We start from the raw sequence: 23,325 nt of genomic DNA, 5'->3' as shown, positions 1-23,325 counted from the left end.
GTGCGCCACTGAGGCCGAAGCCTCCGTTCGACTTGCATGTGTTAGGCATGCCGCCAGCGTTCGTTCTGAGCCAGGATCAAACTCTCAGGTTCAAGTAGAGCCGAAGCCCACTTGATCAGGACCGTCAAAGCGTTCCTACCCAAGCTTTCGAAACTGTACGTCTCATACTGCTTGACCAGGATGCTCCAGGCGATCCCGCGTGTTGCCGATCCCCAACCAGAGAACCAGCCCGCGGACCACAACGGCTCATCACCGCCGCCTGCGCATCCCTTCTCACAACACGGTATCCACTTATCCAAGAACCCGCGATCCCCTCAGGAACCGCTGCGGCGCCGGCGTCCGGCCCGGAAGGGCGACGCGGCGAGGCCGCCGTATCTAGAAGCTTCGACTTGCGCTGTCAAGCCGTTGTTTTCACGCCGGCCCGACGATACTTCGTCTTGTCTTCCGTTCCCTTTGGCTCGTCACCGCTTCGTCAGCAGCGCCGCGCCGGGGAGGCGTTGTATAGGCCGGTCGGCCAAACCGAGCAAGCGCTTTTTTCGGCCGTTTGCGCTTTTTCTCAGGAGCCGAGAACGACCGTCATCGCCCCCTCCACCAACCGGCGCGCGTTGGCGAACAGAGTGGCCATCTGCAAGGTCAGAAGAAAGCCCACGGCGTAGACGAGTCCCGGCCGGGTGTCCTGCTGGCGGATGAACCAGTGGCGCAGGCCTTCCGGAACCGGCACCGCGAGCACCAGGGCCATGATCGCCACGCCGACGACGCCCCCGGCGAGGATGTCGGTCGGGAAGTGGAGTCCGAGGTAGACCCGCGGCAGGCAGATCACCACCAGCGTCCAAAGAAAGGCCAGCGCGCCGAGCCCGCGGCTCGCCCACCAGACGGCGGTTGCCAGGCCGAAGAACAGCACCGCGTGGTCGCTGGGAAAGGAACTCCAGCCATCCACCGCCCAGGCGTTCACGTCGTGGGGAACGACGAAGGCGAGGTTCGGGTCGTGCACCGGGCGGAGGCGCATGGGGAGGAAGTTCTGCATCGCCCGCCCGACGAGGATCGCGAGCAAGGCGCCGAAAATGGTGCGGATGGACAGGAGGTCCGGTCCGATCAGACGTCCGCTGTTCCGGGTCCAGGCCCACCACAGCAGCGCCATCAGGACGCCGCCTTTCAAAAGGTCGCTCTGGGCGATCACATAGATGGCCTTGTCCACCGCCACGCTGTGCCGGCTGTAGGCGTTCAGCGTGTTCATGATGGCAAGGTCGAAGGCTGTGGTCACGTCGTTCCCTCCGCCAGAAGGCGCATCGGAGGCTGCGCCAATGGGGAGGAACAAAGGCACACGCCCGAACGGCGTGAAGAGGAAAGGGCTTATTCCCGCAGCGGTGCCTCGACCGTAGAAGCGTCTTTGGACCTTCGGGCAGGTTTCGGATCACGGGCCGTTGAAATGCACCGTGCCGAAGCCACCCAGGTCGTAGCCTTGCAATTCCTCCGCCCGGCGTGCGGCGGCCGGCGAGCGGGCGAAGGCCAGGAGGCGTTGCAGTGGCGGCTCGAAGACGTCGCGGCGGCGCATGACGAGGTCGTAGCGTTCCCAGTGCAAAGGAACGAAGTCGAGCCGGAGCTGGTGCGCCACGGCGCGGATGGCGATTCCCGCATCGGCTTGGCCGTTGAGCACCGCGAGGCCGACATCGGTTTCCACCCGCACCGGCCGCTCCAGCGTGGCGAGGTCAGGCCAGCGCAGCCCGGCCTCGTCGATCAGCTGGTCGAACAGAGTCTGCGCGCCGGTTTCCGGCGGGCGCCGCACGAGGCGCGCGCCCGACCGGGCGAGATCGGCGATGCCCTGGATGCCCAGCGGGTTTCCGGCCGCGACCACCAGCCCCTGCTCCCGCCGCGCCCATTCCAGCACGACGACGTCGCGGTCGCCGAGCCGCTGTTCGACCAGGGGGATGTTGTAGTCACCGGTCGCCGCGTCGCGCACATGCAGGCCACAGGCAACCGCCGCGCCTTCGGCCAGCCGCTCGATCCCGGTGAGGCTGCCCCCGCCCATCAGCGCCAGGCCACAGCGCGATTCATCGACGCACCATTCCAGCAGCGGGTCGTGGCTGCCGGCGATCACGGGAGGAGCGGCGGTCCGCAGGGGAGCGGCGGCGTCGCGATGGACGCTTTCCCGTGCGGACAGCCAGCGGTCGATCTGATCCCTGGGGAACAGCCATTTGCCGCCGACGCGGGTGCAGGGGATATCGCCCCGCTGCACCAGATCGTAAATCTTGCGCTGCTTCAGGCGCAGGTAATCCGCGACCTCGCGCGTGTTCAGCAGCTCGACCACCACGTCCCTCCCCCAAGCATCCCGCCCTTGTTCGCCGGCCGGGAGCCGTCCGATTATGGTGGGCCGATTATGGTGAGAGGGGGCGCGTTTGCAAAGCGTGGGCTCAGCGCTGTTCGTAGACGGTGCTGCCGGCCGGCACGCCGAACAGGACGACGGCGTAGGGCTCCTTGACGCCCGTCTCCATGCCCGGCGCTCCCTGGGGCATTCCCGGCACGGCGAGGCCCTTGGCCGACGGGCGCTCCCGCAGCAGGCGCGCGATGCTGTCGGCCGGGACGTGGCCTTCGAGGATGTAGCCGTCCACAACCGCGGTGTGGCAGGAGCGGAGCGCCGCCGGCACGCCGAGGCGATCCTTCACCGGATCGACCTCGTCCAGCTCGTGCACCGTCACGCTGTAGCCGGCGTCGCGCATGTGGCGGACCCAGCCTTCACAGCAGCCGCAGGACGCCGATTTCCACACGCTCACCTCCGCGGCCTTGGCGGACGCCACGCCGACCACTCCGCGCACGGCGACCGCCAGCGCGCCGATCGACAAGCTGGCCGTCAAGGCCGTCACGAAGGTCCGCCGATTCAGTTCCATGGTCACCATCCCTGAAGGTCGGCCCGGCCCCGAAGGTCGGCCCGGCGCGAGACGCCCATCCTGGTGCCCGTCGATCCCAGGGGCTTTGATCACGCTCAATCACATCGTTCAAGCGGCGGAATCGTCCAAGCGACGCTCAACCGTTCGGAAAGCGGTCCGGGAAGGACCGAATTCGCGCCATCAGGACAACGAACCCGTTGCGTGCGTCATGTTGCATCGGTTACGGCTAAACGCTTGAGAGATGAACCACAGATCCGTGCATGGATCGAGGGCAGGCGCGATCACGTGTTGATCCCGGCCGGCCAAGCCGGACAAGACGCGCGCATGGGCTCCGACTTTCTGTTCATCGACGACGACCTGCCGCCGGACGCATCTCCGGAGCCGACCGCCCCGGAGGCGGAGCCGTGGCGCATCCTGGTCGTCGACGACGATGCCGAGGTGCACGCCGTCACGCGGCTGGCGCTGGGCGACCTGCGCTACAAGGGCCGGCGGCTGGAGCTGCTGGGCGCCATGTCGGCGGCGGAGGCGGCCGCGGTCCTTCGGGCCGAGGACAACATCGCCATCATCCTGCTGGACGTGGTGATGGAGACGGACGACGCCGGCCTGAAGCTGGTCCGCTTCATCCGCGAGGATCTGGGCAACCTGGCGATCCGCATCATCCTGCGCACCGGCCAGCCCGGCCAGGCGCCGGAGGAGGACGTCGTCCTCGCCTACGACATCAACGACTACAAGTCGAAGACGGAGCTGACCGCCAAGAAGCTGTTCACGTCGGTCATCGCGGCGTTGCGCGCCTATTCGGACATCATCGCGCTGGAAACCAACCGCCGCGGGCTGCAGCAGATCATCCAGTCCACCGACCGGCTGTTCGAGATGCGCTCCATGCGGCAGTTCGCGGCCGGCGTGCTGACCCAGCTCTCGGCGTTCCTGCGCGTGAAGCCCGACGCCATCCTCTGCGCCCAGCGCGGAACGCCCGACGGGCAAACGGCGGGGGACGCCGGCTGGAACAGCGGCGCCCTGCCGGATGGATCGATCTATGTGCTGGCCGGCGTCGGTTCCTACGCCGAGGCGGCGGGGCAGGCCGGCGCCGGGATCCCGGTGGGCCTTGCGGAGCGGATCGCCACCGCCTTCCGCAGCCGCCAGAGCCATTACGGCCAGAACGAGACGACCCTGTTCATCCGCGTGCCGGACGGGAACGAGGTCGCCGCCTGGATCCACACCGACCGCCCGCTGGACGAGGTGGACCGCGGCCTGGTCGAGGTGTTCGCCTCCAAGATCGCCATCAGCTTCGCCAACGTCAGCCTGTACGAGCGGCTGCGGGAAGCGAACGAGACGCTGGAAGCGCGCGTGGCCGAACGCACCCGCGCCCTGGAGGATGCCAACGCCAAGCTGGAACGGCTGGCTACCGTCGACCCGCTGACAGCCGTGTGGAACCGCCGGCACTTCCTGGAGCTTGCCGGGGCGGAACTGGGCCGGGCGCGGCGCCATGGGCGCCGGCTCAGCGTGTTCCTGCTCGACCTCGACCATTTCAAGGCGGTGAACGACGGCTATGGCCACGCCGCCGGGGACGAGGTCCTGCGGGTCGCCGTGAGCCGCGCGCGGGAGGCGCTGCGCACCTCCGACCAGATCGCGCGGTTCGGCGGCGAGGAGTTCGCCATCCTGCTGCCGGAAACCGATCTCGCCGGCGCCCACGTCGTCGCCGAGCGCGTCCGCGCGGCCATCGCCGGTGCCCCGGTTGCGGTGGAGGGCCGGGCCATCCCGATCACCGGGAGCCTGGGCGTGGCGGAGTGGGACGGGGTCGAACCGTCTATCGAGCAGACCCTGCGGCGCGCCGACACCGCGCTTTACGACGCCAAGCAGGCCGGCCGCAACCGGGTGTGCACGGCAACGCCGTAACATCCGGGTTGTGCAGCCGGCTTCATGAGTTCCCGTGTTCCGACAGCATTGTTTCGTGATCGACTACGAAGCTTGCGAAGCGGTGCGGCGCCACAGATGGGCGTTGAACGGCCCGGCACCCTGGTTTACCTGTAGCGCATCCCACACCCGAATGGCGTAGGCCCCAGGCGCACGGATCAGGTCCAGGCCCATGTGGAACGAGTATGCGCAGGCCCTTTTCACCGCTTTCGCCCTGTCCGGCATCGCGTTCGGCATCGGCAAGGCGGCGATCATGCTCGGCGAGCGCGCGATCGAGCGGCGGCACGGCACCGGCGGCGTGCGCGAGGTGATCGCCCGGCGCGCCAAGTTGGAAACCCGACTGGACGCCCGCAAGGAACAACGCGCCGCGGAACTGCGCAAAGTCGACGAGGAAACCCGCGACCTGCTGCGCCGCCGGCAAGCGCTGGAACGGCAGTTGAGGGACGCGCAGCAGTCCGGCGACCATTTCGTCCGCCTCGTCGGCGAGGAACTGGCGGGCACGCCCTGCTACATCGCCCAGGTCGTGAACAAGTATGTGGGATCCGCCGGCCAGCAGAAGCAGCACGCCTTCATCGACTCCTCCTGGGCGCTGCCCCAGACGATGGAGGTCTGGGCGCGCACCATGCCGGTCGCACGGGCGGAGATCGAGCGGCGGTACCCTCCCGCCTTCGGCTATGTGGTCCTGAGGCTGCAGGACGCGCGGACGGGGAAGCGGACGGACGACGACGCTCCCGTTGCGAAGGCGAGCTGAGGACGCCCGACATGCCCTACATCTTCGCGGTCCTGGTCGGCGTGGCGTCGCTGGCCTTCGCCCTGGCCCTGGCCATGCGCCGCCTGAAGACGGCCGAGGGCCGCATCGCCAACGCGGTGGCCCGAAAGCAGACGCAGGTGGAACGGCTCCGGCGCGCCGCACGGGGCACGCTTCAGCAGGCGCGGGACTTGCGCGACGCACGGCGCCGCAAGGCGTCGATCGAACTCGCCTGCGAGGATCTGGAGCAGCGCCTGAAGGCGAGCAACGCCATGGACCGCCGGGTCTATGTCCTGGACGACCGCCGCACGCCGGCCGACCTCGGCTGGGTGGTGACGGTGGCGAACCCGGATTATGCAGGGCGCGTCAACGTCGACCTCGACCCGGACGCGCGGGAGCGCTGGAAGCGCGGCCGGCGTTTCCTGGTCTGGGGACTGGATGAAAAGAAGGCGCGGGAGAAGACGAACGCGCGCTATCCGGACCACAAGGGCTTCACCATCCGGGCGGTCGAACCACACCTCGACTGACCGGCGGAAGGGTTGGCCGCGCCGGGTGGAGTTACTCCGCCGGTCGTTATCGGCCGGCCGGACGGTTGCCATCACCTCTTTTCGCTACCATGTGCATCTTACTTGCGTCATTCTGAGCAAGACAAGCGGAGGAGCCGTGATGGATCTCGATCTGGTTGTGCTCGTTGGTGCGATGGCCGCGGCCCTCGCCGGTCTTGCCGCAGCCCGCCCGGCCATGAAGCCGGTGCGCGTCCGCAGCCGGGACCGTCGCCGCCAGCGCTGATTTCAGCGCCGGCCCGCGGCGATCACCGGCCGGCAACCATCAGGTGATGGTGGCCGGGGGACGGCTGCATGCCCGCCGTCAGCGATCCAGATCGCGGATCGCGCGGTTGAGTTCGAACTCCTTGGAGGCGACGTAGGCTTCCAAGCTTCCGACGCGCTTCTCGAAGTCGCGAAAGCGTTGCGTCAAGCCGGCCAGGGTGCGGTCGGGCTTGATGGACACTCCACGCCAGAACGCTTCCTCGTCCGGATTGCTGTAGAGCCGCGGCGGCTTGACGGGCAGCGCCAGGACGGCGATGACGTAGCCCAGGATCAGCGGCGGCGCGAAGAAGAACAGCCCCAACGCGAAGGCCAGCCGCACCAGGATCGGCTGGATCCCGAAGTAATCCGCCACACCGGCGCACACGCCGCCGATCACGCCGTTCTGCGGATCGCGGTAGAGCTTGTGCGGGTTCGGTGAATCATAAGGCGACGTGGACGACGCGGAATGCCGCGAAGAGCGGTCCATGGGAACCTCTCCTGTCAGGTTAGATTTTGTTGCGCCAGTTGGGCGCTTCGGCGTCGAGCACCCGTTCCAGCGTGTGGATGCGGCCCTCCAGCCGGTTGGCGATCTCCCACAACTCGGCCAGGAGGCGTTCGTCCTGCGCGGACAGCCCGCGCTGGGAGCGCCACTTGGTGATGTAGTGGAAGATGATCCACAGCGGTGCCACCACGGTCATGAACAGCACCGCGAGCACGAAGCCGAAACCGCTCATCAAGGGTCAGCCTTTCTTGTTCTGGTCGGGCCAGGGTCGGGCGGAAAGGGTCGGGAAGGACGCTTCGGGAAGAAAACCGCAGGCCGGGTCGGCCGCAAGCGGAACCCGGCGGGGCAAGACGCGGGGGCGTGCCGGATGAGCCCGCCATCCAACCCCGGCCTGCGGTGCGGCTGAAGGATCAGCCTTCCCGGCGGGCGGCGACCCGCGCCTTCAGCGCGGCCAGCTCGTCCTGCACCTTCTTGTCGGCCTCCAACTCAGCAATCTCCTCGCTCAGCGTCTTGGTGCGGCCGACGTCGTAGGCCTCCACGCGGCCTTCCAACTCGTCGAGGTTGCGCTCGACCTGCTCGAAGCGGGAGAAGGCGTCGTTGATGCGCTCGTCGTGCAGGGTGGAGCGGACGCGGACCCGGTTCGCGGCGGTCTTCGTGCGGGCGACCAGCGCCTTCTCACGGTTCTTGGCGTCGGTCAGCTTGGCCTGCAGGCGGCCGATGTCCTCGTTGGCCTTGGACAGCGCCTCCTCGATCTGGACCATCTGCCGCGTCAGGACCTCCGCCTCGTCGGCGGCCTTGGACTTGGCCTTCAGCGCCTTGCGGGCGAGATCCTCGCGGTTGTGGCTGAGCGCGACCTCGGCCTTGCGGTCCCAGTCGTCGCGCTCGCGGTTCAGGTCGGCGGCGCGGCGCTCGACCTCCTTCTTCTCGGCGATGATCTTGACCGTGGAGGAGCGCACCTCGACGAGCGTGTCCTCCATCTCCTGGATGATCAGGCGGATCAGCTTCTCGGGATCTTCGGCGCGATCGAGCAGAGCGTTCAGGTTGGACTGCACGATGTCCGTCAGGCGCGAAAAGATGCTCATGATTTTTTTCTCTGTGTTTGTCAAACGGTCGGCGGATGAACACATCCAGTGCCCGCCGACCGTTAAATCCGGCAGATCAATGCTTCAGCATTGATCGAGAGGATGATACGGACGGTGCCTTCAGGCGCCGTCCGTATCAGCCGAGGATCGTCGCGACCAGAAGGCCGGCGGCGAAGAACACCCAGCTCTCGGTCGGGCGGGTGCTGAGGTAGGTGCGGACGCGCGCCACCAGGGGGCGGGCCTCGCGGGTGTAGCGGCGGTGATAGTCGCTGTAGTGGCTCATCAGGGTCTCCATAACCTTGACCCTCTCATTGGCAAGGCGCGTGCCAACCGCGGAAGACGGCGGAAAGCCTTGCGGTTGCTGGAGTCCAGTGCCGGAGCCCGGCCTTTGCGAGTCGCGCTTTCAGCGATATATTCAAGAAAGTGACGAACCATTCGCCAAATCCACCATGACGCAGAACCCACCGCCGCTGCTGGGGGAGTCTCCGGCCTTCCGCGCCATGCTCGCCCACGTCTCCCGCGTGGCCCCGCTGGAGCGACCGCTCCTCATCATCGGGGAGCGGGGCACGGGCAAGGAGTTGGTGGCCGCCCGCCTGCACTATCTGTCCCGGCGGTGGGACAGGCCCTTCGTCAAGGTGAACTGCGCCGCACTGCCGGAGACGCTGCTGGACTCGGAGCTGTTCGGGCACGAGGCCGGGGCCTTCACCGGCGCGGTGCGCCGCCAGATCGGCCGGATCGAGCAGGCCGACACCGGCACCCTGTTCCTGGACGAGATCGCCACGGCCAGCCCCGCCGTGCAGGAGAAGCTGCTGCGCGCCGTCGAGTATGGGGAGATCGAACGCGTCGGCGGGCGGACGCAGACCGTCGACGTGCGGGTGATCGGCGCCACCAACGCCGACCTGCCGGCGCTGGCCGAGGCGGGGCGGTTCCGCGCCGACCTTCTGGATCGGCTGGCCTTCGACGTCGTCACCCTGCCGCCGCTGCGCGCCCGGCGGGAGGACATCCCCCGGCTGGCCGAGCATTTCGCGCTGGGCATGGTGCGGGAGCTGGGCCGGCCGCTGTTCCCCGGCTTCACGCCGCGGGCGATGGACCAGCTGCTGGACCACGCTTGGCCCGGCAACGTGCGCGAGCTGCGCAACGCGGTCGAGCGGGCCGTGGCGGCATCGGACCCGGAGGGGCCGGTGGACGACGTCACCCTCGACCCCTTCGCCTCCCCCTGGCGCCCCGCGGCGCTGGCGTCAGTGCCGCCGGAGCCCGGGGAGGAGGAGGCCGAACCGCTTCCGGACGACTTCCAAGAGCGGGTGCGGGCCTTCGAGGCCGGCCTGCTGCGCACCGCCCTGGAGAAAAGCCGCTTCAACCAGCGCCAGACCGCGCAGGCGCTCGGCCTCGGCTACCACCAGCTGCGCGGCCTTCTGAAGAAGCACGGCCTGATCGGCGGTTAGAGCCGTAGGTTGGGTGGAGGCGAAGCCGCAACCCAACATCGTCCCAGCGCGACGTTTGTTGGGTTGCCCTGCTCCGGTCACTTCTTTTCCAGCATCAGCGTGCCCTGCTGCTGGATGCGGTCCTTCACCTTGTTCGCCAGCATGCCGAGCGCCCAGGGAAGCTGCACCTCCACGTTCACGCAGTCGTCCTGCACGTCGATGTAGCCGGTGACGGTCTGGGCCATCGCGACCACGCGGAAATCCATTCGGTCGTCGGTCCAGTGGTCGTCCATGCTAGACGCCACCGCGCTGAGGTAGGAGCGGGCCTGCCCCATGCCCTCCGACAGGCGCCTTTTCGCCTCGTCCCGGCCCAGCTGGTGGGGGATGGTCAGGGTGAGCGGCTTGGACATGAAAATCTTCTCCGCGTCGTCAACGAACATTCGACAGGACAACAGCGCAGGTGGCGTTTTCTTCCACCCCCGTCGTTTCTCTGCAACGGTCCTAAGACAAATCTTGTCGGGATTGTGTCCGCCCTTTCGTGGTAGGGCGCCCGCGGCGTATAGACGCAATCAGGGATGTCATTGGGGGCCCAGGAATGGGAGCCGGGAGCGCGCCGTGAGCAACGAACGACCGGGTGACCTGTTTGCCGGCCCGCGCCCCGTCCAGTCGCGCGGGGAGGAGCCGGCCTTGCGCCCCAAGCTGCCGAAATTGCCGAAGCTTCCCAAGCTGCCCGAACGCGAGCCGGAACCGCCGCGCGCGGCCAAGCCCCCGAGGCAGCCCAAGCCGCCAAAACCCCCGAAGCAGCCCAAGCCGGCGCGCAAGGCGTCCGGCGGCGGGGGCGGGGGACGGTCGATCCTGCGGTCCCTGGTCAACGCGGCGCTTGTGGCCGCGGTCTGGCTGGGCGTCGCGGTGGGCGCGGTGCTGGCCTGGTTCGCGCTCGACCTGCCGGACATCTCCAAGGTCGCGCAGTTCGAACGGCGCGCGTCGGTCACCGTCCTGGCCGCCGACGGCACGGAGTTCGCCCGTTTCGGCGACCTGTACGGCACGACTCTCAGCGTGAAGGACCTGCCGCCGAACCTGGTGAACGCGGTGCTGGCCATCGAGGACCGGCGCTTCTACTACCATTTCGGCGTCGATCCCATCGGTCTGGCCCGCGCCGTCTACGTCAACTGGCGGTCGGGGCGGTCGGCCCAGGGCGGCTCCACCATCACGCAGCAGCTCGCCAAGAACCTGTTCCTGACGCCCGAGAAGTCGCTGAAGCGCAAGATCCAGGAGGCCATGCTGGCGCTCTGGCTGGAGCACCGCTTCACCAAGGACCAGATCCTCACCGCCTACCTGAACCGCGTGTACCTGGGCGCCGGCACCTTCGGCGTGGACGCGGCGGCGCGGACCTACTTCGGCAAGCCCGCCACGCAGCTGGAGCTGCGGGAGGCGGCGATCATCGCCGGCCTGCTGAAGGCGCCGTCCCGCTATTCCCCCAGTTCCAACCCCAACGAGGCGGCGGAGCGCTCGCGCGTCGTGCTGGCGGCCATGGCCGATGCCGGCTACATCACCGCGCAGGAGGCGGAGACGGCGCGCACCACCCCGCTGGGGCCCAAGCGCAAGCCGGGCGGCGATGGCCGCTACTTCGCCGACTGGGTGACCGATCTGGTGAACGGCTTCATCGGCCCCGACCACGGGGACGTCGTCGTCCGCACCACGCTGGACCTGAAGATCCAGCGGGCCGCCGAGCAGCGGCTGGAGGAGATCCTCGCCGGCCCCGGAACCGCCGCCAACGCGCGGCAGGGTGCCATCGTCGCCATGACCCCGGACGGCGCGGTGCGCGCGCTGGTCGGCGGCCGGGACTACGACAACAGCGAGTTCAACCGGGCGACCCAGGCGCTGCGCCAGCCCGGATCCTCCTTCAAGCCCTTCGTCTATCTGGCGGCGCTGGAGTCCGGCTGGTCGCCGGACAGCCCGGTGGAGGACGGCCCGATCCGCATCGGCACTTGGAGCCCCGGCAACTACGAGGGCAAGTTCCGCGGCACCATCACCATGGCCAACGCGCTGGCCTATTCCTCCAACACCGCCACGGTCCGGATCATGGAGCGGGTCGGGGTGGAGCGGGTGCGCAAGATCGCCGCTGGCCTCGGCATCAGCTCGCCCATCGGCAAGGACCTGTCGCTGGCGCTGGGCACCAGCGAGGTGAACCTGTTGGAGCTGACCCGCGCCTACGCCGGCATTGCCAACCGCGGCGCGCCGGTCTGGCCCTACGCGATCGCCGAGATCCGGGACCGCGACGGCAAGGTCCTGTACCGGCGGCAGAGCGGCGGAGCCGCCCCCGTGGTGGACCCGGTCCACGCGGTGCAGCTGACCCGCATGATGACCGGGGTCATCGACTACGGCACCGGCAAGGCGGCCAAGCTCGACCGGCCGGCGGCGGCCAAGTCCGGCACCACCCAGGACTACCACGACGCCTGGTTCGTCGGCTTCACGGCCGATCTGGTGGCCGGGGTGTGGCTGGGCAACGACAACAACGACGAGATGAAGAAGGTCACCGGCGGGTCGCTGCCGGCCAAGGTCTGGCAGGGCTTCATGTTGGACGCCCACGCCGGCAAGCCGCCCCGCCCCCTGCCGGGGCTGGAGGGCGCCCCGACCTACGTCTCCGCCGGCATCCCGGAGCCGACCCGCCCCGCCCCGGCCGCCCCGCCGCGCGGCCACTCCGATGGGGGCGTTGCGTCCGGCATCGGGTCCCTGATCGACAAGCTGACCGGTGGAGGCGGCCCCGGCGGCGGAACCGCGCCGCGGGTCCAGTACGATTACGGGAACCACATGCGCTGACCCGACATCCGTAGGTTGGGTGGAGCGCAGCGCAACCCAACATGCGTCGCATCGGGATGGATGTTGGGTTGCGCCTGCGGCTCCACCCAACCTACGGGCCAAGATATCGCAAAACCCCCTTCCCCACCCGCACGCCCATGGCGAAGCAGCCCTGGAGGAGGTAGCCGCCGGTCGGCGCCTCCCAGTCCAGCATCTCACCGGCGACGAAGGTGCTGGGCAGGCGGGTCAGCATCAGGGTGTCGTCCACCTCTGAAAAGCGGACGCCGCCGGCCGTGGAGATGGCGCGCTCGATCGGGCGGACGCCGGTCAGGATCACGGGCAGAGCCTTGATGTGGCGGGCCAGCGCCGCGGGGTCGGAGAGGTCGGCGGCCGGCGCGAATTCCCGCAGCAGGGCGGCGCGCGGACCGGTCAGGGAGAAGGCCTTCTTCAGGAAGGTCGATAGCGACTCCGCCCCGCGCCGGCCCAGCCGTTTGGCAATCGCCGACTCCGTCTGGTCCGGCAGCAGGTCGAGGGTCAGGGTCGCCCAGCCCTCCCGCTCGATGGCGTCGCGCAGGGGGGCGCTCAGTGCGTAGACGGCGCCGCCCTCGATGCCCGTCTCGGTGATGACGAACTCGCCCTTCAGGCGGCGGTCGCCGAAGGCCAAACCGACGCTCTTCACCGGCTGGCCGGCGAAGCGCTCCCGCAGGTGATCGGACCAGGGCACCTCGAAGCCCATGTTGGAGGGGCGCAACGGCGCCACTTCCACCCCGCGCGCGGCCAGCAGCTCCGTCCACGTTCCGTCGGAGCCGGTGCGCGGCCAGCTCGCCCCGCCCAGCGCCAGCAGGGTGGCGCGCGGCGCTACGGTGCTTTCCGTCCCGTCCGGCGTGCGGAAGCGCAAGGCTCCCTGCCCGTCCCAGCCGAGCCAGCGGTGCCGGGCGTGCAGCGTCACCCCCAGCCCGTCGAGCCGGCGCAGCCACGCGCGCACCAGGGTGGAGGCCTTCATCTGCACCGGGAAGACACGCCCGCTGGAGCCGACGAAGGTCTCGATCCCCAACCCCTCCGCCCAGGCGCGCAGGTCGGCCGGCGAGAAGCCGGACAGCAGGTCGGCGAAGCGGCCGGCCTGCTCCCCATAACGGCCGGTGAAGGCGTCGACGGGTTCGGAGTGGGTGAGATTCAGCCCGCCGCGCCCGGCCAGCAGCAGCTTGCGCGCCGGGGTCGGCATCCGCTCATAAACCGCGACCGTGCGCCCGGCGGAGGCAATCACCTCCGCCGCCATCAGCCCGGCCGGGCCGGCGCCGATGATGGCGACGTCGGGGGTAAATTCCGGAGTGTCGGCGCTCATCGGCGGGCCTCCGTGAAACGCTGTGCAACGCTATGAAACATGAAACGCGGTGATGTCGCATGGGCGCCCCTAAAGTCCCCTCTCCCCTCTGGGGAGAGGGTTAGGGTGAGGGGGTTGCGCTGTTGCCGAACGTACCAAGGTGGCGGGGCCCCCTCACCCTGCCCTCTCCCCAGAGGGGAGAGGGTTATGGAGTGTGCGGGTGACGTCTTGAGGATGTGGGACTGGGCAATCACGGGCGTTCGGCTCGGCAGCAAGCAATGAATTGACTATATTCCTAACACATCACGCGCGCGGGCGCAATTCCGGGGCGGCCCTTGGAGGGAGCCGCCCCGGTGGGCGGGACCGGTCAGTCCTGCTCCTCCTCCTGGGCCACCTCGTCGGCGAGGTCGTTGGCCATGTCGGCGAAGTAGCCGGCGTCCACCTCCAGCCCGTTCTCCTCGCAGATCCGCATGAAGATGCGGTAGGCGTGCAGGATGGCGACGTCGAGGACGGCGAGGTCGCCTTCCTCGCTGTGCTTGTCGCTGACGCCCCGCTCCTGGAGCGTGCCGACGATGTCGTGCGAGGCGGCCTGAAGGACCGCTTCCATGGCTTGCTTGTGGAGTGTCGACATCGCGGGGGTCCTCTTTCTCAAGTGGTCGTCGGCGTCACGGCCCCGATTCCTTTGGGCATCGCCGCGGAAACCGGGTCCGAGAAGAAAACCCCTCTTAGCAGCTTCGGGTTCACACCGCAGCGATCATTCCGCGGACGGTGCGGGGCTGCGGCGCGAATCCGTCACATGCTGGCAAAGCCGCTCCGCCACGGAGGCCGTGAGACAGGCTTGGTCCAAAATGCAACCGCCGTACGAATGAGCAAGCGAGGCAAGCGGTAATAGGCTGAGACTCAAACGCTAACCGGCATGACACCACTCAACAAATCGTCAGAAGTTTCGTCTGCACGCGCGCCGGTTTGGTCGTCAATGACCACGTCAACAGCGGCATTCTCGTCATAAAGGCGGTTTTCGACCTGTGCCCGATCAGAGATGGCTGCCATGTGGTCGACGACGGAGCGAGGCAGCCTAACGAAAGGCCCCGCTACTTCGTCCTTAAGAAAAGGAGGCTCCATCCAGGGAGAAGACGTGATGAAACTAGGGCAGAATTGTCGGATATCCGGAACATCAACTGTACGCTTTCGGCCCAAAAGTGAAGCTTCGTTCTCGTTGGCTTCGCAACGCGCTCGATCATCCTCCACGTCGAGCCAGAGGACGGGGTAATCTTCGCCGCCAAGCACTCCCTTGAGTTCAACGCGGCCTTCGTAACCAAAAATCAAACCGTGCGTCCGGTTTGTTGATAACGCCTCCGCGAGCACATAAGCGAGCTCAACGGACAAAGGCATTTTGCGCCGCGACGCCAACTTGCCCAGGCGAAAGCCGGCGTCCATCGACGGCCCGATGTAGTCATACTCTGCCGAAGCGGAAAACCGGCGTGCCGCCGACGGCTTTTCCTGAAGGGGGTCATGCAGGCCATTCAGGTCCACGATAGCATTGCGGGCGGGAAAATCGGCGAGCCAAGCGCTGGCTTTCAGATCAAGCGAACGCGACATGTCCCGTACGATATGCCGTGTGGCGAACACCGCGTCGACAAACCGACGAACGGTCGAGGCGACAAACTGAGTTTCAGTCACCTCGACCATGTAGATCAATTCGTCACCAAGCGCCTTCCATAATCTTGGCCGTTGCGCCGTAGACGCTTCACCGTTGAAGCGGGTCAAAAAACTCTGATTGAAGTGCCGGTAGAATTTCTGGATGACGGAAAACCAGCCATGGACTGGATCGGCATCAGTTTCACCGGCTTTGCGATCCGCCAAGTCGTTGGAAAACTTGAAGGCCGTCGAACCGGATAGATCGACGCTGAGGAACAGCACGATCGTGTAGGCGGCGCGGGCCTCGGCCAGCAGCGTCGGGTCGGTCATCGGGACGGGGCTTCCGGCAATTAGCTCAGGCGTTGGTTAGCTTGAGGCTGGCGGCGCGGTTCCGGGCGGCGGCAGTGGACACGAAGAAGCGGCGGGCGACCTCTTCTTCGTTCCCACCGGTTTCTCGCCACGCCTGCGTGAAGGGTTCGGATGCCATCAGGAAGGCCGCCGCAAACCAGTTCGCCTCCCATTCGCAGCGCTTCAAGTCGTCCAGCGGATCATCGGGCAGATAGCGGTTAAAGGTTACCGGGCCATCTGTCGGTACACCGCCCCGCGCGGCGATTGGTGCGTAGTGAAGCACCAAATGTCCCAACTCGTGGGCTATGGTGAAACGGTCGCGCGCCGGCGAGGTGTCCAGCGGCAGGAAGATGTCGAACTCACGCACGCTCGATATGCGGATGCTTTCCACCAGATCGCCGCTGCCCTTGATGTCGCGGTAGTGGATGCGCCCGCCCAGCGCCTTCACCACATCCTCTATGGATGCGCCCGGCTTGAAGCCGAGATGCGCGGCGTATTTCTCCGCCGCCATCTGGACGACGGCCTTCGAGGCGTGACACGGGGTGGGGGTAAAGGTCGGCATGGCCCGGCAGTCTGTGAAAATTACCCGTCATGGAAGAGGTATCATTCGCCACGCCAACCTTCAAGACGGGTGCGACCGGATGACTCAAAGGGAGGAGGTTGGGGAGCGCCCCCATGGCCCCCTCCCCTCGCCGTCACACCCCCGCGGCGATTCGGCCGACCTCGGCGATCACGGCGTCGCGGCGGTCGGCGGGGATGGTCGAGTCGCGGTAGTAGGCGGTGACCAGCAGCGGGCCGCCCTTCGTCGGCCCCTCTTTCGTCGGCCAAGCCACGGCGATGTCGTTGGTCATGCCGCGCTGGCCGGTGCCGGTCTTGTCGCCGGCGCGCCAGTCCGCCGGGAAGCCGGCGCGCAGGCGCTTGCCGCCGGTGGAGGTGGCGACGGCCCAGTCGGCCAGCTGCTTGCGGGATGCTTCGCTGAGCGCGTCGCCGAACAGGGTGCGGCGCATGGTGTCGAGCATCGCGTCGGGCGTGGTGGTGTCGCGCGGGTCGCCGGGGGCGCCCTCGTTCAGCTCCGGCTCCCAGCGGTCGAGGCGGGTCACGCCGTCGCCGATGGAGCGCAGCCAGGCGGTCAGGGCGGCCGGGCCGCCGAAGCTTTCCATCAGGATGTTGGCGGCCGCGTTGTCGCTGAGCGTGATGGCGGCGTGGCACAGCTCCGCCACTGTCAGGCCGGAGCCGTCGGCGTGCTTTTCCGCCACCGGGGCGTAGGGGACGAGCTTGTCCTTGCCGTAGACGATGCGGCGGTCCAGCCGCTCCTGCCCGCGGTCGACGCGGGACAGCACGAAGGCGCCGGCCAGGAATTTGAAGGTGCTGCACATGGGGAAGCGTTCCGCGTTGCGGTGCCCGATGCGGGCGCCGGTCGCGAGGTTGAGCGCGGCGACGCCGAGCAGGCCGCCGTTCTTGCGCTCCAGATCGGCAAGGCGGGCGGCGGCATCCTGAAACGTTTGTGCCGGTGTTTGGGCCAGGGCGCCGCGCCCCAGGGGCGTGGCAAGGGTCACCGTGGCGGCCATCAGGGCGCTGGACAGCGCCGCCCGGCGCGAGATCGAAGCAGGCATCTCGGTCCTCCGAACCTTTGGGATTTTGTCTTTGGAAGTGGCTTTGAAAGAGCCAGGGCGCGCGCCGGTGAGGGGAAGATAGGGGCGGTTTGACCGGGGCCACAAACCACGTTATTTCGGAGGAGCCATAAATTGAATTTGGGTATCCATGGTCCGGCCCCACCTGCCGCTCAACGCGCTGCGCGCCTTCGAGGCGTCGGCCCGGCACCTGAGCTTCACCCGCGCCGCCGTTGAACTGTGCGTCACCCAGGCCGCCGTCAGCCATCAGGTGAAGCTGCTGGAGACGCGGCTGAACGTCACGCTGTTCAAGCGCCTGCCGCGCGGCCTGATGATCACGCCGGAGGGGGAGGCGCTGCTGCCCGTGCTGCGCGACAGCTTCGACCGGATGGCCGACATGCTGGACCGGTTCGAGGCCGGGCATGTCCGCGACGTGCTGATGATCGGCGCGGTCGGCACCTTCGCCGTGGGGTGGCTGCTGCCGCGCCTGCCCGATTTCCAGCAGAAGCACCCCTTCATCGAGCTGCGGCTGTCCACCAACAACAACCGCGTGGACATGGCGGCGGAGGGGCTGGACTACGCCATCCGCTTCGGCAACGGCGCCTGGCACGGGACGGAGGCGGTGCACCTGTTCCCCGCCCCGCTGTCGGTCCTGTGCATCCCCACAATCGCCGACGGGCTGCGGGAGCCGGCGGATCTGGTGAACCACATCCTGCTGCGTTCCTACCGCACCGACGAGTGGACGGCCTGGTTCGCCGCGGCGGGCGTCGCGTTCCCGGCGCCGCTGGCGAAGGGCATGGTGTTCGACAGCTCGCTCGCCATGATGCAGGCGGCCTTGCAGGGGGCGGGGGTGGCTCTGGCGCCGCCGCTGATGTTCGGGCGGGAGCTGGCGTCGGGCGACATCCGGCAGCCTTTCGCCGTCACCGCGTCGGTCGGCAGCTATTGGCTGACGCACCTGAAGTCGCGCTATCCCACGCCGGCCATGGCGGCCTTCCGCGACTGGATCCTGGAGATGGCGGCCATGGGCGGGTAACGGCTGGGCGGCACCGCCCTCTCAACTGCGGCGGAGTGCCGCCTTCCGGGCAACGCGAGCTTGGTCTTAGGTTTTCGCCACCAAACAGTGTGGGGGTGGGCATGCGGCGTTTCCTTGTGGCGTTAACGATGCTGGCGGCGCTGCCGGGCATCGGAATGGCGGGGCCGGCGGCGGCCGAGGTCGGGATGCGCACGATGACCTACCCGGATCCGGCCCATGACGGCATGGGCCGCATGAACGTCTGGTATCCGACGACCGCGCCGGAACAGCCGGTGCGGCGCGGCCCCTTCACCCTGTCGGTGGCCGATGGGGCGCCGGTGGTTGAAGGCCGGCATCCGCTGGTGATGGTGTCGCACGGTTCCGGCGGCAGCGCGCTCGGCCATGTCGATACGGCGATGGCACTGGCTCGCGCCGGCTACGTGGTGGCGGCGGTGCATCATGTCGGCAACAGCTTCGACGACGACCGGGATGCCCGCTCCGCCGTGATGTGGCGGAACCGCCCGGCGCAGTTCTCCGCCGCGCTCGATCGTGTGCTCTCCGATCCGGATGTCGGGACGCATGTGGATGGGGGCCGCATCGGCGCGCTCGGCATGTCGGCCGGCGGCTACACCGTGCTGGTCGCGGCCGGCGGCGTGGCGGATCTGGGCATCATCGCCGATTTCTGCGCCCGGCATCCGCGCAACCCCGCCTTCTGCCGCGACGGCGTGCCCCAATGGACCGGACGGATTGAGGCGCCGGACCCGCGGATCCGCGCCGTCGTGGCGATGGTTCCGGCCAGCGCCATGTTCGGGGACGGCGCCTTCGCCAAGGTCTCGGCCCCCATTCGCCTCTACGACGCGGAAGCCGACGTGATCCTGGGCGATGCGCAGGTCAAGGAGGTGCGGGACCGGCTGCCCCCAAACAGCGAATACGCGCTGGTGGCGGGAGCCGGACATTTCTCCTTCATCGTTCCCTATCCGGCCGAGCTGGTGGCGGAGATCGGCGCCCCGGCCCAGGATCCGCCGGGGTTCGACCGCGCGGCCTTCCATGAGCGGCTGAACCGCGAAGTGGTGGATTTCTTCGACCGCAATCTGGCCGCGGCGCGCAGCGGACCATAGCTCATTGCCGCACCGTCACGATGAGAGGAGCCGCCGCCATGTACATCGCCATGAACCGCTTCAAGGTCCGGCCGGACGCCGAGCAAGACTTCGAGGAGGTCTGGCTGAACCGCGAAGTTCACCTGAACGCGGTGCCCGGCTTCGTGGAATTCCACCTGCTGCGCGGGCCGCGCAAGGAGGACCACCGGCTCTACTCCTCCCACACCGTGTGGGCGTCGGAGCAGCATTTCCTCGACTGGACCCGGTCGGAGGCCTTTCGCATGGCCCACAAGGGGGCAGCCGGCAACAAGCCGCTCTACCTCGGCCCGCCGGAGTTCGAGGGGTTCGAGGTGATCCAGACGGTGGAGAGGACGTAAGGCCCCTCTCCCCATCGGAATGTTCCCTCTCCCCTCTGGGGAGAGGGTTAGGGTGAGGGGGTTGCGCTACTCTGGTACGTCCGGCAAAAGCGCAACCCCCTCACCGGCCCTCCGGGCCACCCTCTCCCCAGGGGGGAGAGGGTTAGGGCTCCGAGGGAGGGGCTTAAGATCGCCTCACTCCGCGGCCTTGCCGGCCTTCATCGGCGATCCGCCGCGCATGCTGCCCAGGACCTCGTCGGCCGTCGCCTTGTGGTTCTTGACGGAGCTGGTCCACTGGCCCCAGACGGTGGGGTCGATCTTGTCGCCGTTCTTGCCCAGGTTCTTCAGCCGCTTCTGGTCGTCGTCGGTCAGCACCTGCTTCGGAAGAGGCTGGAGGTGCTTCACGTCGTCCGCGGTCATGCCGAGCATCCCGGCGACGCGGCTGCCGTAGTCGTCGTGGATCAGGAAGAAGTGCCAGAGCATGCGTTCCTGGACGTCCCGCTCACACTGGCCGAGCAGCGTGCCCATGTTCTGGACGAGGTCGTCGCGTTCCCATTCCATCATGGTGCAGTAGCGGGCGCGGGGCTGGGCGTAGTCGTTGCGGCGTTCCAGCACGCTGCGGGTCAGGCGGCCGCGGATTTCCGGCGGGTTGTTCGGCTCCTCCCGCGGTTCCTCGCGCAGGCCGTTGTGGATGGACGGCTCGAAGTTGACGTGCGGGTTCTGGCCGGGCGCCAGGTCGCGCTGGTAGGACATCGAACCGCCGGACAGGTTGGTGGCGACGCGCGCGTTCTTCGGCTGGTTCACCGGCAGTTGCAGGTAGTTGGTGCCGACCCGGTATCGCTGCGTGTCGGAGTAGGAGAAGGTGCGCCCCACCAGCATCTTGTCGTCGGAGAAGTCGAGCCCGTCCACGAGCACGCCGGTGCCCATGGCGATCTGCTCGTTCTCATTGAAGAAATCCTCGACGTTGCGGTTCAGCGTCATGACGCCGACGTGGCGCAGCGGGAAGTCCTTTTCCGGCCAGACCTTGGTGTCGTCCAGCGGGTCCCAGTCCAGTTCGGGATGGTCGTGGTCCTCCATGATCTGGACATACATGTCCCACTGCGGATACTCGCCGCGCTCGATGGCCTCGAAGAGGTCCTTGGAGGCGGATCCCAGGTCCTGGCCCTGCACCTTGGCCGCCTCCTCCGCCGTCAGGCTGGCGACGCCACAGCGCGGGTGGAAGTGGTACTTGACCAGCACCGTCTGGCCCTGCGCGTTCACCATCTTGTAGGTGTTGACCCCGAAGCCCTCCATGTGCCGGTAGTTGGCCGGGATCCCGCGCGGGCTGAACAGGTGCGTCAGCATGTGCATGGATTCCGGCGTCTGCGACATGAAGTCGAAGATGCGGTTCGGTTCCTGCCGGAAGGTGATCGGGTCGGGCTTCAGCGAGTGGATGACGTCCGGGAACTTGATGGCGTCGCGGATGAAGAAGACCGCGAGGTTGTTGCCGACGAGGTCCCAGTTGCCGTCCTCGGTGTAGAACTTCACGGCAAAGCCGCGCGGGTCGCGCGCCACCTCCGACGAATCGCGCCCGCCGATCACGGTGGAGAAGCGGATCGCCAGCGGCGTCTTCTTGCCGGCGGTCTGGAACAGCTTCGCGCGGGTGTATTTGGACGCCGGCTCGTCGCCGATCTTGCCGGTCACCTCCAGCTCGCCGTAGCAGACGAAGCCGCGCGCGTGGACCACGCGCTCCGGAATGCGTTCGCGGTCGAAGTGGGTGATCTTTTCTAGGAACTGGTAGTTCTCCAGCGTCGCCGGGCCGCGGCTGCCCACGGTGCGCTGGGACTGGTTGTTGGTGATCGGGTGGCCCTGGCGGGTGGTCAGCGTCGTTGCGGAACCGGTCTTCTTCTTGTCAGCCATCGCATGCTCCCTGAACGGCGGGTGCGCGCGGGCGGGGTCCCGCGCGCGGGAATGGGGCCGGCCCGCTGGGGCACGGCCGGTCCACCGCTAACCGCCGGGCCGCCCGACCGTTCCGGACCCTGTGCGACGGGACATGTCTGAAAGCCAAATCCCAGGACAAAGAGCAAAAACAAGGAGCCAAAAGGAAAAGGGCGGCCCCGAGGGACCGCCCTTTCCGCGAACGTCGCGAGTGACGCTGAGCTTCGATTAGAAGCCCATGCCGCCCATGTCGTCCATGCCGCCCGGCATGCCGGCCGGCGGGGCCTTCTTCTCCGGCTTCTCGGCGATCATCGCCTCGGTGGTGATCAGCAGGCCGGCGATCGAGGCCGCGTCCTGCAGGGCGGTGCGAACCACCTTCACCGGGTCGATGATGCCGGCCTTCACCAGGTCGGTGAACTCGCCCTTCTGGGCGTCGTAGCCGAAGTTGGCGTCGGACTGGTCGAGCAGCTTGCCGACCACGATCGAGCCGTCGGTGCCCGCGTTGTAGGCGATCTGACGGACCGGGGCCTGGAGGGCGCGGCGGATGATCTCGATGCCGACGCGCTGCTCGTCGTTGACCGGCTTCAGGGCGTCGAGAGCCTTGGTGGCGTACAGCAGGGCCGAGCCGCCGCCGGCGACGATGCCCTCTTCCACCGCGGCGCGGGTGGCGTGCATCGCGTCGTCAACGCGGTCCTTGCGCTCCTTCACCTCGACCTCGGTGGCGCCGCCGACGCGGATGACGGCAACGCCGCCAGCCAGCTTGGCCAGACGCTCCTGCAGCTTCTCGCGGTCGTAGTCCGAGGTGGTCTCCTCGATCTGCGCCTTGATCTGGCCGATGCGGGCCTGGATGTCGTCGGCCGAGCCGGCGCCGTCGACGATGGTGGTGTTCTCCTTGGAGATCACGACCTTCTTGGCGGTGCCGAGCATGTCGATGGTGACGTTCTCGAGCTTGATGCCGAGATCCTCGGAGATGACCTGGCCGCCGGTCAGGATGGCCATGTCCTCCAGCATCGCCTTGCGGCGGTCACCGAAGCCCGGGGCCTTCACGGCGGCGACCTTCAGGCCGCCACGCAGCTTGTTCACGACCAGGGTCGCGAGCGCCTCGCCCTCGACGTCCTCGGCGATGATCAGCAGCGGACGCGAGGACTGCACGACGGCCTCCAGGACCGGCAGCAGGGCCTGCAGACCCGACAGCTTCTTCTCGTGCAGCAGGATGAACGGGTTCTCGAGGTCCGCGATCATCTTGTCGGCGTTGGTGATGAAGTACGGCGACAGGTAGCCGCGGTCGAACTGCATGCCCTCGACGACGTCCAGCTCGGTCTCCAGGCTCTTGGCCTCCTCGACCGTGATGACGCCCTCGTTGCCGACCTTCTCCATCGCCTGGGCGATCATCTTGCCGATCTCGGCCTCGCCGTTGGCGGAGATGGTGCCGACCTGGGCGATCTCGTCGTTGGTCGTGACCTTCTTGGCGCGGCCGCGGATGTCGTTCACGACGGTCTCGACCGCCAGGTCGATGCCGCGCTTCAGGTCCATCGGGTTCATGCCGGCGGCGACCGACTTCACGCCCTCGCGGACGATGGCCTGGGCCAGGACCGTCGCGGTGGTGGTGCCGTCACCGGCCAGGTCGTTGGTCTTCGAGGCGACCTCGCGGACCATCTGGGCGCCCATGTTCTCGAACTTGTCCGACAGTTCGATTTCCTTGGCGACCGACACGCCGTCCTTGGTGATGCGCGGAGCGCCGAAGGACTTCTCGATGACGACGTTGCGGCCCTTCGGGCCCAGCGTGACCTTCACGGCGTCGGCGAGGATGTCCACACCGCGCAGCATCTTCTCGCGCGCGGAGGCGGAGAACTTAACTTCCTTGGCAGCCATTGC

At 67.8% G+C, this 23,325-nt stretch carries 24 protein-coding genes and 1 rRNA gene; 9 read left to right on the top strand and 16 right to left on the bottom strand.

Annotated features, from left to right (window positions below):
- From J2851_RS28550 to J2851_RS28535, 4 genes are all read right to left on the bottom strand, one after another.
- Window positions 1-92 (bottom strand): 16S ribosomal RNA (locus tag J2851_RS28550); the annotation flags it as partial.
- Window positions 93-556: 464 nt separating this feature from the next.
- Complete coding sequence (locus J2851_RS28545; protein ID WP_209770621.1) at window positions 557-1,261, bottom strand: phosphatase PAP2 family protein; 705 nt, start codon at window positions 1,259-1,261, stop codon at window positions 557-559.
- A gap of 150 nt (window positions 1,262-1,411) precedes the next feature.
- The gene (locus J2851_RS28540) at window positions 1,412-2,305 is read right to left on the bottom strand and encodes a helix-turn-helix transcriptional regulator (protein WP_307421050.1); all 894 of its coding nucleotides are present in this window, start codon (window positions 2,303-2,305) and stop codon (window positions 1,412-1,414) included.
- A gap of 103 nt (window positions 2,306-2,408) precedes the next feature.
- Window positions 2,409-2,882 (bottom strand): DUF411 domain-containing protein, encoded by a 474-nt coding sequence (locus tag J2851_RS28535; protein WP_209770619.1) that lies wholly within the window; start codon window positions 2,880-2,882, stop codon window positions 2,409-2,411.
- A 324-nt stretch (window positions 2,883-3,206) separates the two neighbouring features.
- Between J2851_RS28535 and J2851_RS28530 the strand changes: the two genes are divergently transcribed.
- The 4 genes from J2851_RS28530 to J2851_RS36420 all read left to right on the top strand — a co-directional run bounded on the left by J2851_RS28530 (window position 3,207) and on the right by J2851_RS36420 (window position 6,330).
- On the top strand, window positions 3,207-4,775 hold the full coding sequence (locus J2851_RS28530) for a diguanylate cyclase (protein ID WP_209770617.1): 1,569 nt from the start codon (window positions 3,207-3,209) through the stop codon (window positions 4,773-4,775).
- 190 nt (window positions 4,776-4,965) lie between these two features.
- Window positions 4,966-5,544: a hypothetical protein gene (locus tag J2851_RS28525; RefSeq protein WP_209770615.1), complete on the top strand. Its 579-nt coding sequence runs from the start codon at window positions 4,966-4,968 to the stop codon at window positions 5,542-5,544.
- A gap of 11 nt (window positions 5,545-5,555) precedes the next feature.
- Window positions 5,556-6,068: a hypothetical protein gene (locus J2851_RS28520; protein WP_209770614.1), complete on the top strand. Its 513-nt coding sequence runs from the start codon at window positions 5,556-5,558 to the stop codon at window positions 6,066-6,068.
- Between the two features lie 139 nt (window positions 6,069-6,207).
- Complete coding sequence (locus J2851_RS36420) at window positions 6,208-6,330, top strand: hypothetical protein (RefSeq protein WP_264654364.1); 123 nt, start codon at window positions 6,208-6,210, stop codon at window positions 6,328-6,330.
- Between the two features lie 78 nt (window positions 6,331-6,408).
- Here J2851_RS36420 and pspC read toward each other — a convergent pair whose 3' ends face one another.
- The 4 genes from pspC to J2851_RS28500 form a co-directional block, all read right to left on the bottom strand.
- On the bottom strand, window positions 6,409-6,834 hold the full coding sequence (pspC, locus tag J2851_RS28515; protein WP_209770612.1) for an envelope stress response membrane protein PspC: 426 nt from the start codon (window positions 6,832-6,834) through the stop codon (window positions 6,409-6,411).
- Window positions 6,835-6,853: 19 nt separating this feature from the next.
- Window positions 6,854-7,081 (bottom strand): envelope stress response membrane protein PspB, encoded by a 228-nt coding sequence (pspB, locus tag J2851_RS28510; protein ID WP_209770611.1) that lies wholly within the window; start codon window positions 7,079-7,081, stop codon window positions 6,854-6,856.
- 178 nt (window positions 7,082-7,259) lie between these two features.
- Window positions 7,260-7,931, bottom strand: coding sequence for a phage shock protein PspA (gene pspA / locus J2851_RS28505; RefSeq protein WP_209770610.1), 672 nt, complete (start codon window positions 7,929-7,931; stop codon window positions 7,260-7,262).
- A 136-nt stretch (window positions 7,932-8,067) separates the two neighbouring features.
- Window positions 8,068-8,214, bottom strand: coding sequence for a hypothetical protein (locus tag J2851_RS28500; RefSeq protein WP_209770609.1), 147 nt, complete (start codon window positions 8,212-8,214; stop codon window positions 8,068-8,070).
- A 166-nt stretch (window positions 8,215-8,380) separates the two neighbouring features.
- Between J2851_RS28500 and pspF the strand changes: the two genes are divergently transcribed.
- Window positions 8,381-9,373, top strand: a complete 993-nt coding sequence (pspF, locus tag J2851_RS28495; RefSeq protein ID WP_209770608.1) for a phage shock protein operon transcriptional activator — start codon at window positions 8,381-8,383, stop codon at window positions 9,371-9,373.
- A 77-nt stretch (window positions 9,374-9,450) separates the two neighbouring features.
- On the opposite strand, the gene J2851_RS28490 is transcribed toward pspF, so the two are convergent.
- Window positions 9,451-9,762 carry a polyhydroxyalkanoic acid system family protein gene (locus J2851_RS28490; protein WP_209770607.1) on the bottom strand — a complete coding sequence of 104 codons (312 nt, stop codon included), beginning with the start codon at window positions 9,760-9,762 and terminating at the stop codon, window positions 9,451-9,453.
- A gap of 205 nt (window positions 9,763-9,967) precedes the next feature.
- Here J2851_RS28490 and J2851_RS28485 point away from each other — a divergent pair, with 205 nt between their 5' ends.
- The gene (locus J2851_RS28485; RefSeq protein ID WP_209770606.1) at window positions 9,968-12,172 is read left to right on the top strand and encodes a transglycosylase domain-containing protein; all 2,205 of its coding nucleotides are present in this window, start codon (window positions 9,968-9,970) and stop codon (window positions 12,170-12,172) included.
- A 91-nt stretch (window positions 12,173-12,263) separates the two neighbouring features.
- Here J2851_RS28485 and J2851_RS28480 read toward each other — a convergent pair whose 3' ends face one another.
- From J2851_RS28480 to bla, 5 genes are all read right to left on the bottom strand, one after another.
- Window positions 12,264-13,493, bottom strand: a complete 1,230-nt coding sequence (locus J2851_RS28480) for a BaiN/RdsA family NAD(P)/FAD-dependent oxidoreductase (RefSeq protein ID WP_209770604.1) — start codon at window positions 13,491-13,493, stop codon at window positions 12,264-12,266.
- Window positions 13,494-13,839: 346 nt separating this feature from the next.
- Window positions 13,840-14,103 carry a hypothetical protein gene (locus J2851_RS28475; protein WP_209770602.1) on the bottom strand — a complete coding sequence of 88 codons (264 nt, stop codon included), beginning with the start codon at window positions 14,101-14,103 and terminating at the stop codon, window positions 13,840-13,842.
- Window positions 14,104-14,372: 269 nt separating this feature from the next.
- On the bottom strand, window positions 14,373-15,440 hold the full coding sequence (locus tag J2851_RS28470) for a hypothetical protein (RefSeq protein WP_209770601.1): 1,068 nt from the start codon (window positions 15,438-15,440) through the stop codon (window positions 14,373-14,375).
- Window positions 15,441-15,465: 25 nt separating this feature from the next.
- Complete coding sequence (locus J2851_RS28465) at window positions 15,466-16,020, bottom strand: ImmA/IrrE family metallo-endopeptidase (RefSeq protein ID WP_209770600.1); 555 nt, start codon at window positions 16,018-16,020, stop codon at window positions 15,466-15,468.
- A gap of 133 nt (window positions 16,021-16,153) precedes the next feature.
- A complete protein-coding gene (gene bla, locus J2851_RS28460; RefSeq protein WP_209770599.1) occupies window positions 16,154-17,071 on the bottom strand; it encodes a class A beta-lactamase in 918 nt (305 codons plus the stop codon).
- A gap of 148 nt (window positions 17,072-17,219) precedes the next feature.
- Between bla and J2851_RS28455 the strand changes: the two genes are divergently transcribed.
- From J2851_RS28455 to hmuQ, 3 genes are all read left to right on the top strand, one after another.
- Window positions 17,220-18,101: a LysR family transcriptional regulator gene (locus J2851_RS28455; protein WP_209770598.1), complete on the top strand. Its 882-nt coding sequence runs from the start codon at window positions 17,220-17,222 to the stop codon at window positions 18,099-18,101.
- 101 nt (window positions 18,102-18,202) lie between these two features.
- Window positions 18,203-19,198: an alpha/beta hydrolase family protein gene (locus tag J2851_RS28450; protein ID WP_209770597.1), complete on the top strand. Its 996-nt coding sequence runs from the start codon at window positions 18,203-18,205 to the stop codon at window positions 19,196-19,198.
- 38 nt (window positions 19,199-19,236) lie between these two features.
- Window positions 19,237-19,554, top strand: a complete 318-nt coding sequence (gene hmuQ, locus J2851_RS28445) for a heme-degrading protein HmuQ (RefSeq protein ID WP_209770596.1) — start codon at window positions 19,237-19,239, stop codon at window positions 19,552-19,554.
- Window positions 19,555-19,728: 174 nt separating this feature from the next.
- Here the strand turns inward: hmuQ and J2851_RS28440 are convergent, their stop codons facing one another.
- Window positions 19,729-21,432 (bottom strand): catalase, encoded by a 1,704-nt coding sequence (locus J2851_RS28440; RefSeq protein ID WP_209770595.1) that lies wholly within the window; start codon window positions 21,430-21,432, stop codon window positions 19,729-19,731.
- Window positions 21,433-21,678: 246 nt separating this feature from the next.
- Window positions 21,679-23,322 (bottom strand): chaperonin GroEL, encoded by a 1,644-nt coding sequence (gene groL, locus J2851_RS28435; RefSeq protein ID WP_209770593.1) that lies wholly within the window; start codon window positions 23,320-23,322, stop codon window positions 21,679-21,681.
- Between the last annotated feature and the right edge of the window lie 3 nt (window positions 23,323-23,325).

The sequence above is a fragment of the Azospirillum rugosum genome, from assembly GCF_017876155.1.
Lineage (GTDB): Bacteria > Pseudomonadota > Alphaproteobacteria > Azospirillales > Azospirillaceae > Azospirillum > Azospirillum rugosum.
The sequence above is the reverse complement of the archived record's forward strand: the minus strand, read 5'-3'. Positions and strand labels throughout refer to the sequence as shown.